Source organism: Variovorax cryoconiti, from assembly GCF_051216395.1.
In the GTDB taxonomy this organism is placed as follows: Bacteria; Pseudomonadota; Gammaproteobacteria; order Burkholderiales; family Burkholderiaceae_C; genus Variovorax.
In genome coordinates this window covers 181,844-196,628 of record NZ_JBPJZI010000009.1, presented here as the reverse complement: position 1 = coordinate 196,628, position 14,785 = coordinate 181,844, and the positions used below count along the sequence as shown (strand labels likewise).

General features: G+C 70.3%; 9 protein-coding genes. 2 read left to right on the top strand and 7 right to left on the bottom strand.

Annotated elements, in window-relative coordinates; genetic code table 11:
• Positions 1-3: 3 nt before the first annotated feature.
• From ACSFA2_RS20600 to ACSFA2_RS20580, 5 genes are read right to left on the bottom strand one after another with little or no spacing between them, the layout of a single operon-like run.
• Positions 4-1,290: a dihydroorotase gene (locus tag ACSFA2_RS20600; RefSeq protein WP_435457188.1), complete on the bottom strand. Its 1,287-nt coding sequence runs from the start codon at positions 1,288-1,290 to the stop codon at positions 4-6.
• Positions 1,287-2,249, bottom strand: a complete 963-nt coding sequence (locus ACSFA2_RS20595) for an aspartate carbamoyltransferase catalytic subunit (protein WP_435457187.1) — start codon at positions 2,247-2,249, stop codon at positions 1,287-1,289. The genes ACSFA2_RS20600 and ACSFA2_RS20595 overlap by 4 nt, the downstream gene beginning before the upstream one ends.
• A gap of 1 nt (position 2,250) precedes the next feature.
• The gene (pyrR, locus tag ACSFA2_RS20590) at positions 2,251-2,745 is read right to left on the bottom strand and encodes a bifunctional pyr operon transcriptional regulator/uracil phosphoribosyltransferase PyrR (RefSeq protein WP_435457186.1); all 495 of its coding nucleotides are present in this window, start codon (positions 2,743-2,745) and stop codon (positions 2,251-2,253) included.
• Entirely contained in the window at positions 2,742-3,194 is a 453-nt protein-coding gene (gene ruvX, locus ACSFA2_RS20585; RefSeq protein WP_435457185.1) for a Holliday junction resolvase RuvX, read from the bottom strand. The genes pyrR and ruvX overlap by 4 nt, the downstream gene beginning before the upstream one ends.
• Positions 3,191-3,790 (bottom strand): YqgE/AlgH family protein, encoded by a 600-nt coding sequence (locus tag ACSFA2_RS20580; RefSeq protein ID WP_435457184.1) that lies wholly within the window; start codon positions 3,788-3,790, stop codon positions 3,191-3,193. The genes ruvX and ACSFA2_RS20580 overlap by 4 nt, the downstream gene beginning before the upstream one ends.
• Between ACSFA2_RS20580 and ACSFA2_RS20575 the strand changes: the two genes are divergently transcribed.
• Together ACSFA2_RS20575 and ACSFA2_RS20570 are read left to right on the top strand one after the other, a co-directional pair.
• Positions 3,789-5,279 carry a cryptochrome/photolyase family protein gene (locus ACSFA2_RS20575; protein ID WP_435457183.1) on the top strand — a complete coding sequence of 497 codons (1,491 nt, stop codon included), beginning with the start codon at positions 3,789-3,791 and terminating at the stop codon, positions 5,277-5,279. The two genes, ACSFA2_RS20580 and ACSFA2_RS20575, sit on opposite strands and share 2 nt — an antisense overlap.
• A gap of 206 nt (positions 5,280-5,485) precedes the next feature.
• Positions 5,486-6,556: a helix-turn-helix transcriptional regulator gene (locus tag ACSFA2_RS20570; RefSeq protein ID WP_435457182.1), complete on the top strand. Its 1,071-nt coding sequence runs from the start codon at positions 5,486-5,488 to the stop codon at positions 6,554-6,556.
• Positions 6,557-6,585: 29 nt separating this feature from the next.
• Here the strand turns inward: ACSFA2_RS20570 and ACSFA2_RS20565 are convergent, their stop codons facing one another.
• Positions 6,586-12,456 carry a hybrid sensor histidine kinase/response regulator gene (locus tag ACSFA2_RS20565; RefSeq protein ID WP_435457181.1) on the bottom strand — a complete coding sequence of 1,957 codons (5,871 nt, stop codon included), beginning with the start codon at positions 12,454-12,456 and terminating at the stop codon, positions 6,586-6,588.
• Positions 12,457-12,479: 23 nt separating this feature from the next.
• On the bottom strand, positions 12,480-14,600 hold the full coding sequence (locus ACSFA2_RS20560) for a methyl-accepting chemotaxis protein (protein WP_435457238.1): 2,121 nt from the start codon (positions 14,598-14,600) through the stop codon (positions 12,480-12,482).
• Positions 14,601-14,785 lie beyond the last annotated feature (185 nt).

Sequence of the window (14,785 nt, the reverse complement as noted above, 5' to 3'; positions counted from 1 at the left end):
GCGTCAGTCGGCGCTGATGGCCTCGTGCACGACGCGCCCGCCCACCAGCGTGAAACGCGCGCGGCCCTGCATCGCGTAGCCGATGAAGGGCGTGTGCTTGCCCTGGCTGCGCAGTGCGTCGGCGTCGACCTGCCATTCGATGGCGGGGTCGATCACGCACACGTCGGCGGCAGCGCCGGCGGACAGTGCACCGACGCCGGGTGCGCCGATCAGCTTCGCGGGCGCCGAGGTCACGACCTCCAGGGCACGCGCCAGACCGGCGCCGCTGCGCTCGCCCCACTGCAGCGCGAGCGGCAGCAGCAGTTCCAGGCCGGTGGCGCCCGGTTCGCTCTCGGCGAAGGGCAGCGTCTTGGCGTCGGCGTCGACCGGCGTGTGGTCGGACACCAGCACGTCGAGGGTGCCGTCGGCCAGCGCGGCCGACAGCGCGTCGCGGTCGCGCTGCTGGCGCAGCGGCGGGTTCAGGCGGGCACGGCTGTCGAAGAAGCCGATGTCGGTGTCGGTCAGGTGCAGCGAGTTGATGCTGACGTCGCAGCTCACCGGCAGGCCCTCGGCCTTGGCGGCGCGCACCAGCGCCACGCCGGCCGCGCTCGACAGGCGGCACAGGTGAACGCGGGCGCCGGTGCTCTTCATCAGTTCGAAGATGGTGAAGAGCGCGATGGTCTCGGCCGCGACCGGCACGCCGGCCAGACCGAGGCGCGTGGCGAGCGCGCCGCTGGCGGCCACACCCTTGCCCAGGTCGCGGTCCTGCGGACGCAGCCAGATCGTGTAGCCGAAGGTGGCAGCGTACGACAGCGCGCGCTGCAGCACCTGCGTGTTGGTCAGCGGCACGTCGGCCTGGCTGAAGCCGACGCAGCCGGCTTCGGTCAGCGCGACCATCTCGGTCAGCACCTCGCCGGCCAGGTTGCGCGTGACGGCGCCCAGCGGAAAGAGGCGCGCACGCTGCAGCTTCTCGGCGCGGAACTTCAGCATCTCGACCAGGCCGGGCTCGTCGAGCACCGGGTCGGTGTCGGGCGGGCAGACCAGGCTGGTCACGCCGCCGGCCACCGCGGCAGTCATCTCGCTGTCGAGCATGCCCTCGTGCTCGTAGCCCGGTTCGCGCAGGCGCGCCGCCAGGTCGACCAGGCCGGGGGCAACGATGCAGCCCGATGCGTCGAGCGTGCGCTCGGCCCGGAAGTCGCTCGGCGTGCTGCCAATGGACAAGATCTTGCCGTCGGCGATGGCAACATCGCACAGCCGGTCGAGGCCCGAGGCCGGGTCGATCACCCGGCCATTCGTGATGAGGAGGTTCATGCTTCGTTCCCGGCCACGATGCTCATCACGGCCATGCGCACGGCGATCCCGAAAGTGACCTGCGGCAGGATCACGCTCTGCTTGCCGTCGACCACGGCCGAGTCGATCTCGACGCCGCGGTTGATCGGGCCCGGGTGCATCACGATGCAGTCGGGCTTGGCCAGTTGCAGCTTCTCGGGCGTGAGGCCGTAGGTCTTGAAGAATTCCTGGCTCGACGGCAGCAGCGCGCCGCTCATGCGCTCGTTCTGCAGCCGCAGCATGATGACGACGTCGCAGTCCTTGATGCCCTCTTCGAGCGTGTGGCACACCCGCACGCCCATGCCGGCCATGTCGCCGGGCACGAGCGTCTTGGGGCCGACCACGCGCACCTCGGCACAGCCCAGGGTCGTGAGTGCATGGATATCCGAGCGCGCCACGCGCGAATGCACCACGTCGCCGACGATCGCGACCGTGAGGTTCGAAAAATCTTTCTTGTAGTGCCGGATGGTGAACATGTCGAGCAGCCCCTGCGTCGGATGCGCATGGCGGCCGTCGCCGGCATTCACCACGTGCACGTGCGGTGCCACGTGCTGCGCGATCAGGTAGGGCGCGCCCGACTCGCTGTGGCGAACGACGAAGATGTCGGCCGCCATCGCCGAGAGGTTGGCGATGGTGTCGAGCAGCGACTCGCCCTTGCTCGCGGACGAGCGCGCGATGTCGAGGTTGAGCACGTCGGCCGACAGCCGCTTGGCCGCGATCTCGAAGGTGGTGCGGGTGCGCGTCGAGTTCTCGAAGAACAGGTTGAACACGCTCTTGCCGCGCAAGAGCGGCACCTTCTTCACCTCGCGATCAGAGACGCTGGTGAAGTTCGCGGCCGTGTCGAGGATGTGCGTGAGGATGCTTTTCGGCAGGCCCTCGATCGAGAGCAGGTGGATCAGCTCGCCGTGCTGGTTGAGCTGTGGATTGCGCTTGTAAAGCACCTCAGACCTCCTTCACGTCGAAGCTGAAGGCGCCGCTCTCGCTGCGCGCCAGGGCCAGCGATTGCGTGGCCGGCAGCGTGAGTGTCGCCGCCGCGAAATCGGCCGCCACCGGCAGCTCGCGACCGCCGCGGTCGACCAGCACCGCCAGCCGCACGCACGCCGGCCGGCCGAAGTCGAACAGCTCGTTGAGCACGGCGCGGATGGTGCGGCCGGTGTAGAGCACGTCGTCGAGCAGCAGCACGTCGGCGCCGTTCACGTCGAAGGGCAGTGCGGTCTGCGCGCTCGACGACAGGCCGCGGCGCGCGAAGTCGTCGCGGTGCATGGCGGACGAGATGACGCCGGGTGCACCCGCCAGGCCCAGGTCCTTCTGCAGGCGCTCGACCAGCCAGGCGCCGCCGGAGGTGATGCCGACCAGGCGGGTGTCGGGCCGCATCAGCGCGGTCACGCCGGTCAGCAGGTCGCGGTACAGCGCCTGCGCTTCGGGGATGGCGTTCAAGGAAGGCTCCTCAGGAATTGCTCAAGGATGATGCAGGCCGATGCGGCGTCGGCGTCGCGAGCGCCGGAGGCGAGCGCCTCGGTCGTGCTGTAGCGTTCGTCGACCTCGTACACCGGCAGGTTGAAGCGGCCGCGCAACTGACGCGCGAACTTCTGTGCGGCGCGGGTGTTGTCGTGGGCGGCGCCGTCGGGATGGAAGGGCACGCCGATCACCAGCGCGTCGGGCTGCCACTCCTTGATGCGCACGGCCACCTGCACGAAGCGCGCGTCGCCCTCGGCCTTGATGGTCGGCTGCGGCGACGCGGTGCCGAGCAGCCGGTTGCCGGTGGCGACGCCGGTGCGCTTCTGGCCGTAGTCGAAGGCCAGGAAGCTCTGGAAATGGGGCGGGACGGGAGCGGTAGGCGCAGGAGCGGAGGCAGACACAGAGGCATCTGGCATGACGGCCTTCATGCGTGGCCGGCGTCCGGCGACAGCTTCCAGGCCTCCAGCCCCAGCAGCAGCAATGCCTTGTCGTAGCGCTGCTCGACGGGCGTGTCGAAGATGACGGCCGGGTCGGCACCGACGGTGAGCCAGCTGTTCTCGGCCAGTTCGCTTTCGAGCTGGCCCTCGCTCCAGGCCGAATAGCCGAGCGACACCAGCACCTTGCGCGGACCGGCGCCGGTGGCCAGTGCCTCCAGCACATCCTTCGACGTGGTCATCTCGAGGCCGCCGGGGATCGTCATGGTCGACGCATAGACCGATTCCTCGGGCTTGTCGGCGTCGGCGAAGACCGGCTCGTGCAGCACGAAGCCGCGCTCGGTCTGCATCGGGCCGCCCTGGAACACCGGCGCGTTGCCGAGCTCGGGGCGCGAGAGGTGCAACTCGATCTTCTCGAACAGCACCTTGAGGTTGATGTCGCTGGGCTTGTTGATGACGAGGCCGAGCGCGCCGCGCTCGCTGTGCTCGCAGAGGTAGACCACGCTTCGGTTGAACACCTGGTCCGCCAGCCCCGGCATCGCGATCAGGAAATGATGCGTGAGGTTCATCGGGGCAGAATCGGAAGACATGCCTCCGATTTTACTGGCCGTCGACAAAACCTATCCCAAAGGTCTCATGTGGTTCCGCCGGGACCTCCGCGTGGACGACAACGCGGCCCTGTGGCGCGCCCTGCGCACCTGCCGCGAAGTGGTCTGCGTCTTCGTCTTCGACAAGGCCATTCTCGACAGCCTTCCCCGCGCCGACCGGCGCGTGGAGTTCATCCGCGAATCGCTGGTCGAACTCGACGCGGACCTGCGTTCGCTGGGCGGCGGGCTCATCGTGCGGCACGCCATCGCCGAAGACGAGCTTCCCGAGCTGGCCCATGCGCTGGACGTGCAGGCGGTGTTCGCCAACCGCGACGACGAGCCCGCGGCCATTGCGCGCGACGCGAAAGTCTTCGGTGCGCTGGCGAATGCCGGCATCGCCTTCCACACGGCCAAGGACCAGGTGGTGTTCGAGCGCGACGAGGTGCTGACCAAAGTCGGCCAGCCCTACACCGTGTTCACGCCCTACCAGCGCGCCTGGTTGGCCAAGGTCGACGATTTCTTCCTCAAGCCCTACCCCTCGCGCGGGTACGCCGAATCGCTGATCGCACCGCCCGCCCGCTACGACGCGCCGGTGCCTTCCCTGCAAGACATCGGCTTCGAGGCGACCAACCTCCGGACGCTGGAGATTCCCACCGGCGCGCAGGGCGGTGCGGCGCTGTTCGAGGACTTCTTCGACCGCATCGACCGCTACGACGCGGCGCGCAACTTCCCGGCCGTGCGCGGGCCGAGCTACCTGAGCGTGCACCTGCGCTTCGGCACGGTGTCGATCCGCCAGCTGGCGAGCGTGGCGCACCAGCTGTCGCTGCAGGGGAACGCCGGCGCCGCGACCTGGCTGAGCGAACTGATCTGGCGCGACTTCTATTTCCAGATCCTGGCGCACAACCCACACCTCGCCGAAGGCAAGAGCTTCCGGCCCGAGTACGACAAGATCATCTGGCACCACGGCAAGCATGCCGACCAGCTCTTCGACGCCTGGTGCCAGGGGCGCACCGGCTACCCGCTGATCGACGCCGCCATGCTGCAGATCAACCAGAGCGGCTACATGCACAACCGCCTGCGCATGGTGGTGGCGAGCTTCCTCTGCAAGGACCTGGGGCTGGACTGGCGCCGTGGCGAGGCCTACTTCGCGCTGCACCTCAACGACTTCGAGCTGTCGTCCAACAACGGCGGCTGGCAGTGGGCGAGTTCCAGCGGCTGCGACGCGCAGCCCTACTTCCGCATCTTCAATCCGGTGACGCAGAGCGAACGCTTCGACCCCGAGGGCAAATTCATCCGGCGCTACCTGCCGCAACTGGCACCGCTGTCGAACAAGGTCATCCATGCGCCGTGGACCGCCTCGCCGGTCGAGCTCGAAGCGGCCGGCTTGACCCTTGGCGAGCACTACCCCAAGCCGATCGTCGACCACGCCGAGGCACGCGAGCGCACGCTGCAGCGCTACGGCGTGGTGCGCAAGGTGGCCGCGGGCCACTGAGGCCTAAACGCTGCAGGACGTCATCACTTTGGATGATGCCGTTGCAGCGCACAACTGAGACGCTCCGGGGCCACTGCGCGCCCATGTACGCCGATTCCTACATCCCCTGTTCGAGGGATTGACGGCGCACCGCGGGCGCGTAGGGTCCGTGCAGGGAGGCGACTGATCGAGGACAGCCTGCGGAGGTATTCGTGATCCAAGACCCCGTGCTCCATCGCACCCTGGAAGCGGCCCATCACCTGAGCGACGCCGTGCCGCCTTGGGGGGACGTGCTGGAGGGTGCCCGCCAGTTGATCGGCGGCGACAGCGCCAGCTTCGTCCTCTTCAGCCGCACCGGCGAGCTGCTCGACTGCCAGCAGCGCGGCATCTCGGCGGCCGCCGAGCAGGACTACGTGGCGCACTACCACGCCCACGACATCGTGACGCCCGCGACCACCGGATCGCCGGAGGGCACCTGGTTTGACACGGCGGAGCTGTTCAGCCCGAACACGCTTTCGCGCAACGGCTACTACGTCGACTTCATGTGCCGACACCGCATGCGGCAGATGCTCACGCTGCTCGTGGAACAGTCGCCGACCCGCCACGGCGGGCTGACGGTGCAACGCGCCGAGCCGCGCGAGACCGGGCGCCGGCAGCTCGGGCAGGGTGCGGGGGCGGCACTGGCGAGCGCCATCGGCCAGGCCGTGCAGCAGCGCCGGACCGCCACGGAGCATTGGTTCGCTGCCACCGAGTCGGCCTTCGACGGTTTCGAGGAAGCCCTCTGCGTGGTCAGCCGCACGGGGACCGTGCTGCGGCAGTCGCCGCGCGCCCAGGCCTGGTTCGCGCTGAACCAGATCCTGCGCATCCGGCAGGGCCGGCTGTGGCATGCCGCACCCGCCCTGCGCGAGGCGCTCTACGGCGCGCTGGCCAGCGTCGCCGAGCGCGACCGCCGGCTCACGCTGACCTTGCCGGACGAGGGTGAGGTGGCGGGTTGCCAGATCGACCTGGCGCCGGCGGCGCGGATCGCGCGACTGGGCAACGAGGCGCTCTTGCTGCTGCGCATCCGACCTGCACCCGATTCGATCGACGCCCGGCTGCGCACGCTCGGGCCGGCCTACGACCTCACGGCCGCCGAGCAGCGGGTGCTCGGTGCGCTGATCGCAGGCCAGTCGCCGGCGCAGCATGCAGAAGCGCGCGGCGTGTCCATCCACACCGTGCGCAAGCAGATCGCGATGATCAAGGACAAGATGGGCTGCAACCGGCAGGTCGACCTGGTGCGGGCCGGGCTGCCCACGTAGGGGCCCGCCCGACCCTCGGCCTTGCCGCGTCAGGCCGCGGCCGGGACCTCGACCTGCGCGTAGGTGCGCACCAGCCGGAGCAGTTCGTCTTCCGAGTAGGGCTTGCCCAGGTAGTGGTTCACGCCCAGTTGCGCCGCGTGTTCGCGATGCTTCTCGGCGATGCGCGAGGTGATCATGATGATCGGCAGATGCGCCAGCGCCGCGTCGGCGCGGATGTTGCGCGCCAGGTCGAAGCCGTCCATGCGCGGCATCTCGATGTCCGACAGCACCACCGCCGGACGCTCGGTCTGCAGCCGCTCCAGCGCCTGCAGGCCGTCGGCGGCGAGCGACACGCGGTAGCCTTCGCGCTGCAGCATGCGCTGGGTGACACGGCGCACGGTGATCGAGTCGTCGACCACCAGCACCAGCGGCGCCTCCTGCACCACCACCGGCGCGGCCGCTGTCTGCGCCCCGCCCGGTCCCGCGGCGGCAGCGGCGCTGCCCGCCTGCTGCATCGCCCGGGCCTGGTCGCCATGCACGGCGGCCAGCGCCACGGGGTTGTAGATGAGCGCCACCGCGCCGGACGCGAGCACCGAGATGCCCGCCATGCCCGGCAGCCGCGACAGCTGCGGGCCGAGGTTCTTGACCACGACTTCCTGGTTGCCCAGCACTTCGTCCACGTGCAGCGCCACGCGCTGGGCGGCGCTGCGCACCACCACGATCGCGTGCGTCTTGCTGCCCGACGCGTCGCTGCGGACGGACGACTGCAGCAGCGCGCCGGCCCAGTAGAAAGGCACGGGCGTGCCGGCGAAGAGGTACTGCTGGTTCGCGTAGGCCACGTCGAGCTCGGCCGCGCTCACGCGCTGCACCAGCTCGACCAAGTTGGACGGCACCCCGATCGACGTGCCGCCTGCGCGCAGCATCACCACGTGCGTCACGGCGGTGGTCAGCGGCAGCACCAGCTTGAAGCTCGTTCCCTGCCCCGGCGTGCTGTGCGTTTCGATACGGCCGCCGAGCGCTGCCACGTCGGCGCGCACCACGTCCATGCCGATGCCGCGGCCGGCCAGTTCCGACACCTGCTCGGCGGTCGAGAAGCCGGGCTTGAAGATCATCTCGGCCGCCGCTTCGGGCGACAGCACCTCGCCGTCGGCCGCGAGACCCAGGGCGCGTGCACGCTGCGCGATGCGTTCCAGGTTGAGGCCACCGCCGTCGTCGCGGAAGCTGACCGAGACGTCGTTGCCTTCCTGGTGCAGCTCGATGGCGATCAGGCCGCTCGGCTCCTTGCCGGCCTGCTCGCGCGCCGCGGCGCTCTCGATGCCGTGGGCCACGCTGTTGCGCAGCAGGTGCTCGAACGACGGCGTCATGCGTTCCAGCACGCCGCGGTCCATCTCGATGGAGCCGCCGACGATGTCCAGGCGCACCTGCTTGCCGGTGTCCTTCGAGGCCTGGCGCACCACGCGGTAGAGGCGGTCGGAGATGCCTTCGAATTCCACCATGCGCGTGCGCAGCAGGCCGCGCTGCAGCTCGCGTGTCTGACGCGCCTGGGCCGACAGGTCGTCTTCCGTCGCCTGCACCGTCTTTTGCAGCGTGCGCTGCACGGTGGCCACGTCGTTGACCGACTCGGCCATCATGCGGGTGAGTTCCTGCACGCGGGTGAAGCGGTCGAACTCGAGCGGGTCGAAGCCCTGCTGCGAGTCCTTGGCCTGGGCCAGGCGCGACTGCATCTGGCTTTCGGCCTGCACCTCGATGTCGCGCAGCTGCTGGCGCAGGCGGTCGAGGTTGCCGGTCAGGTCGCCGAGCGAGCCGCGCAGCTGGTTGAGCTCGGCTTCCAGCCGCGAACGCGTGATGATCACCTCGCCGGCCTGGGCCACCAGGCGGTCGAGCAATTGCGTGCGGATGCGCACCGCCTGCTGCGAGGCGCTGCTGCGCAGCGGCACGAGCATCGACGGCAGCGGCACGGCGACGGTGCCGGTGCGCACCGCCGGCGCTGCCGCTGGCGACTCGTTGGCGGCGGTCGTCTCCGGGCTCGCGACACGCGTCGCGGCGTCGACCACCGGTGCGGCCACCGGCGTCGGCGCCACGAAGGGCGCGTCGTCCGGCGGTGCGTCGCCGTCGCCGATGCCGCGCAGCCCATCGAAGGTGGACTGGAGGGCGTCGAAGCGGGCGAGCAGTGCCTCGACGGCCATGCGGTCGGCGCCCTGGGCACCGATGGCCTCGATCTCGGACTCCATGCGGTGCGCACGTTCGCCCAGGCGCATCGCGCCGGCCAGCCGGGCACTGCCTTTGAGCGTGTGCAGCGTCCGCAGCACCGACGCCCGCGGCGCATCGCTGGCGGGGTCGGCCAGCCAGTCGCGCAGCGCGCCGCCCAGCTTGGGCATCAGTTCGGCGGCCTCTTCCTCGAAGATCGGGAACAGGTCGACGTCGACCGAATCGGCCAGGTCGTAGGCGTCGTCGGAATCGTCCAGCAACACGTCGGCGCGGGTGGCGGCGAAGCCCAGCGGCGCCGGGCCACTGTCCGGTGCGTCGGCCGGCAGTTGCGACGCGGCGACGTCGCGCAGGTCCTGCAGCGTCTCGTCCGACGGATCACGCAGGAAGCCCGCGGCGAACTGGTGCAGCAGGTAACGCACCTCGTCGGCCGCCGCCACCAGCACGCGCCCCTGCTCCGCCGTGCCGCGGCCTTGCCGGTGCAGGTGCTGGAGCGCGGCTTCGAACAGCCGGGCCATGCCCGACAGGCCCTGGAAGCCGACCGTGGCCGAGCTGCCCGCCAGCGAATGCGCCAGCGCGACGGTCGAATCGCCGATGCGCAGGTGCGGCTCCAGCGCCCATTCGCCGACGTCGGTGGCGAGCTGGCGCGACCACTCGTCGGCTTCGTTGAGGTAGACGTTGTAGAGCGCGATGCCGATGCGCAGCGGGCCGATCGCCTTGACGGCGTCGTCGGCGCTGGACGCGGCGGGTTCGGGCGCCGGCTCGACGTCAGGGATGCCGAGCGCGTCGGTTGCCGGCACTTCCACCGGCGCATCGACGGGTGCCGCCGGCGCGGCCAGCAGGCTGGCGAGTGCGTCGAGTTCTTCCTGGGCCGCATCGGGCTCGTCCGGCGTCTCGGCAGGTGCCGATGCCGGCGTCGCGAAGGACAGGTCGGGCAGCGGCGGCAGCACGGCCGGTGCCGGCGTGGCGCGCGGCCCGACGGGGGCTTCCAGCGGTGCGGACTCGCTGAGGTCGAAGTCCAGCGTCATCGTCGGCACGCGGAACGGGTCGATGGACGCGTGCGCGGTCTCGAAGAAATCGATGTCCTCGCCGCCGACGGGCGGTGGCAATTCGGCCGCCGGCGTCACGTCCCGCGGTGCGAAATCGAGGAAGTCGGTGGACGCGAAGTCGTCGTCCATTTCGCTGGCGCGGCGCGCGTCGGGTGCGGGTGCCTCCGCGACTGGCGCCTCGATGACGGGCTCGGGCGCAGCTTCTTCGACCACCGGCAGTGGTGCGGGCGGCGCTTCGGCGGCGATGTGGCGCGCCGCGACGGCCAGGGCATGGGGCGCGATGGCCGCGGGCGGCGGCAGCGGATCGCCGCTGCGCAAGGCCTCGGCCACACGGCTGAAGGCCGAGGGCTCCCAGTCGTGCGGCTGGCCGGCGGCGATGGCGCCGACCCAGGCGGAGAAGTCCTTCAGCGCGCGTTCGGTGGCACTCAGCAGCTCGGGCGTGGCCGGGCGCTGGTCGGCCAGCCAGGTGTTGAACACCTGCTCGAAGGACCAGGCGGCGTCGCCGAAGGCCGTGAGGCCGACCATGCGCGAACTGCCCTTGAGCGTGTGGAAGGCGCGCCGCAGGACGGTGAGCTCGCTCACGTCGGTCGGGTCTTCGGCGAGCAGCGACACGGCGGCGTCGCCGTTCTCCAGCACCTCGCGCGCCTCGTCCAGGAAGATGTTCTGCAGGTCGTCTTCGTCGAGTTCGTTGACCTCGGTGTCGGGCAAGGCCGTCGGCCCGACGATCTTGGCGGTCCAGCTGTCGGCGGCGCGGCTGAATTCCTCGATCGGGGTGGCCGCCTTGCGGCTCGGTGCGGCCAGCGCCGCGAGCTTGGCGGCGATCTGCGCGTCGACTTCCTCGACGCTCAGCACCGGCCCGGCGGCAGCCGCCGCGGACGTGGCGGCGGTGGCATCGGGCACGCTGGCGTCGGCCGCCGCGGCCTCCGCGCTGCGGCCCATCAGCGGCTTGAGTTCGCCCAGCTCGGCGTCGAACACGAAGAGACGCTTGGCCAGGGCGGGCTGGTAGCCCAGCATGTCGATCAGGAAACCGAGGGCGCCCAGGTTGTTGCCGAGCGAGTCGAAGTCGCGGGCCTCGTCGGTGGGCGACGAGGTCTCCAGCAGGTGGTCGACGTTCTCGCGCATGCGCTGCACGGTCTGCGCGGCCTGGTCGAGGCCGAGCACGGAAAACACGCCACGCATCTGCAGCAGCTGGCTCGGCACGGTGCGCAGCGCGCTGCGCTCGTGCGGGCGGCGGAAGAACTGGTCGAGCGACTTTTCGAGCTCGCCGAGGTGCGCGCGCAGTTCGTCGACCACGGTGCCCATGGACTGGCGGTCGCTGACGCGGCGGTACAGCTCTTCCATCCACGGCTCGAGCGGCTCGGCCTGGCCGCCGTCGCGCACGCGTTCGATGCGGCCGGCCAGTTGCACCGTGCGTGCGGTGAGCTGGCGGTCGTGCGGGTCGAGGTCTTCGAAGGCGGCCTCGAGGTAGAGCACGGCCGTCGCCACTTCGAGGCCGAGTTCGGTGCTCGGCGGCACGCCGGAGCGCAGCGACGCATCGACCGCGTTGTTGAGCGCCTGCGCCATCGGCAGGCTCGGCGGATGCAGCTTCTGCAGCGATTCGCCCAGCTGCACGAAGGTGTCGGCCACCTGGCGGGTGCGCGAGACGTCGCCGGCCGAGAGCGCCGACCACATCTCCTTGGCGGCTTCGATGCGCTTGCGCGCCTGGACCAGCACCAGCGGGTCGAAGCGGCCGAACTGCTCGACGGTGTAGTCGACCGTCGGCTCGTCGTCGGCGATGCCCCAGGCCTGGCGCACCTGGCGCAGGGTCGCAACCTCGTCGCGCGCGGCGGGCGCGGCCTGCGCGCAGAAGAACAGCAGGTCCTGCCCGAGGCGTTCGGACACGGCCGAGTCGCCCCGCGCCAGCGTGGCGTACTGCAGCAGCACGCGCGAGGACGCACGCTTCACGTAGACGTCGACCGGCAGCAGCGCGGCGCCCAGCGCCTCGAAGAAGCCGGCGGCGAGCGTCCAGAAACTGACCACGCGCGGCACCGACGAGCCCCGGGCCAGGCCCAGGCAGAGCTCATACAGGCGGCGGGCGGCGCGGTCGTCGCCGCTCTTGACGATCTTGAGCACTTCGCGGTCGAGCTTGGAGCGCACGGCCGGGTCGTAGACCAGCGCGGTCTGCGTGGGCGACGGCTTGATCTCGGCCCAGCGCCAGGCGTGGGTCCAGAGGTCGGCCGGGTGCACGCGGTCGCTGCTGGCCATCTCGAGCACGTCGCGGTACTGCGGGAACAGCCCGACCGAGGACACCTGCTTGCCGCCGAGCAGCGCATGCAGGTAGTCGGCCACGGCGAAGCCGGCCCGGTCGAGTTTCAGCACCGCCGCTTCGCTGCAGCCGGCCGGTTCGTCGATGTAGCGCTGGACTGCGAACTCCATCGCGCCCACCACCAAGGCCGGCGCCTTGTGGCCGACCATCGTGAGCGCGCCCACGGTCTGGTGCAGTTGCTGGCGCGCCAGGCGCAACGGGCCGGTGTCGGGCTCCGCGGCACCCTCGCGGGCAAAGCGGCGCAGCGCCTTGCCGGCGCCGTCGAGCGTCTTCTGGATTTCGTCGATGACCCAGGCCAATGGCCCGAGATCCTGGGTGGCCGGCGACGTGCCGGGGTTCGGGGCGTTGGCGGGCACGGGCATCGGCACGTTGGGCGCTCGGCGGGTCAGGCGATCTTGAAGCGCGCGACCGACTGGCGCAGCTCCTCGGCCATGTGCGAGAGCTCCCGCACCTGCTGGGCCGTGGTGCGCGTGCCCTCCCCGGTCTGCTCGGTCACCGCGAAAATGTGCTGGATATTGGCGGCCACCACGTTGGCCGAATCGGCCTCGCGGGACGCCGACTGCGAAATCTGCTCGATCAGCTCGGCCAGACGGCGCGACACGCGGTCGATCTCGGACAGCGCGGTACCCGCGGTGTCGGACAGCTTGGCCCCTTCGACCACCCCCTGCGTGGAGCGCTCCATGGCGCCCACCGCGTCCTGCGTGTCGGTCTGAATCGCCTTCACCAGCGCCGAGATCTGGCGCGTGGCGTCGGCGGAGCGTTCGGCCAGCCGCTGCACTTCTTCGGCCACCACCGAGAAGCCGCGACCGGCTTCCCCGGCGGAGGCGGCCTGGATGGCGGCGTTCAGCGCCAGCACGTTGGTCTGCTCGGTAATGTCCGAGATCAGCTCGGTGATTTCACCGATCTCCTGCGACGATTCGCCCAGGCGCTTGATGCGCTTGGAGGTTTCCTGGATCTGGTCGCGGATGGCGTTCATGCCGCCGATGGCGTTCTGCACCGCCTGCAGGCCCGACGAGGCGGCCTTCAGCGACTGGCGCGCCACCGTGGCCGATTCCTGCGCCTGCGAGGACACGCCGTTGATGCGCTCGGCCATGGTCAGCACCGACTGGCCGGTTTCGCGAATCTCGCGCAGCTGTTCGGTCGAGGCCGCCAGCAGTTCGGTCGAGGTGTTTTCCACCTGCGACGTGGTGTGTGCCACCCGGGTCGCCGTGTTCTGCACGTTGCCCACCAGCAGGCGCAGTTCTTCCACCGTGTAGTTCACCGAGTCGGCGATGGCGCCGGTGATGTCCTCGGTCACGGTGGCTTCCTGCGTCAGGTCGCCTTCGGCCACCGTCTGCAGTTCGTTCATCAGCCGAAGAATGGCGGCCTGGTTGGCGCTGTTCACGCGGCTGGCTTCTTCGCTCAGGCGCTCGGCCTCGACCCGCTCCTGCTCGGCGGCCAGGGCACGTTCGCGGCCTTCGCGCACCTGCACGAAACCGATGCCGCCGGCCAGGGCCAGCGCGGCCAGCGACAGGATGAACAGGGTGGCGATGGTGCCGACACCCAGACCGGTGCGCTCGGACAGCTTGACCTGCAGCTCGCCCAGCGCCAGGCGCAGCGGTTCGCTGTCCGCCAGGATGGTGGACTGGCCTTCGCGGGCGGTCACCAGACCCTGCAGGTTGCCCAGGATGGCGCCGGCCTGCGTGCGGGTCTGTTCGTAGGTCTTGAGGATGGCTTCGAGCTGCTGGCGGGCCTGCGCGTCGCGCGTGCCCGGCAGGCGCTGCTGGGCATTGCCGTCGAGCAGGCCACGCGAGACCTCCTGGAAGGTGTTCAGGTCCTTGCCGAGCAGGAACACGGCGTCGGGGCTCACGCCTTCGACCGTCAGGAACTCGTTGGCCGACTTGCCGATGCGCTGCGTCAGCATCACGAGCTGACCGGCGGCGGCGATCTCGGGGATGGTGGCGTTCTGCTGCATCTTGATGGAGGCGACCGTCTCGGCCATCTCGAGCAGGTCGGAGGACTGGCGGTTGATGTCGCGCAGCGCGGCGCCCACCTGCGTGAGGATCTGCTGCTGCGCGAGCACCGCCTTGGCGCTCTTGTCGGCCCGCTCGACCAGCGGCGTGATCTTGGCGAGGTCGGCGTCGTACTGGCCGCCCACGCGCTCCAGGTTGAGCGCGTCGTCGCCGTTGGCCAGGCCCTGCACCCGGCGGGCCAGGTCGTCCGAACTGTCGCGCACTTCGGCGAAGGCGGCCGCGTTGCCCACCAGGGCCTGCGACACCGACTTGGCAAGGCGCTGCGACTGCATCAGCGACTGGCCGGTCGATGCCACCTGCTGCGCCAAGCGGTCGGCGCGCAGGATGGCGGAGCCCGCCACCAGCAACAGCAACAACACGACCACGGCCAAGGCGATGGCGAAGATGCGCTGCTGCCTGGCGGGGCTGAACCTCGAGGGCGCAGCGGCTGCACCGGCATCGCCGCCGCCGCTCGCAACGGGCGCCTCGACAAGCGGCGGCATCGGCTCGTTCATGGCCGGCGCGTCCAGGACGGCTCCGGTCGGGAAGGCATCGTTCTCCGTACGCGGGAAATGCACCGTTCGCTCCTCGGGGGGTTGCATGGTTTCCACATTGTCCAGCGACAACGTCGAATCGCCGTGCACGCGGACGCTCGCGTTGTCGTCGTTGGCGGGCAGGTACTTCTTTAACTTGTCGGCGA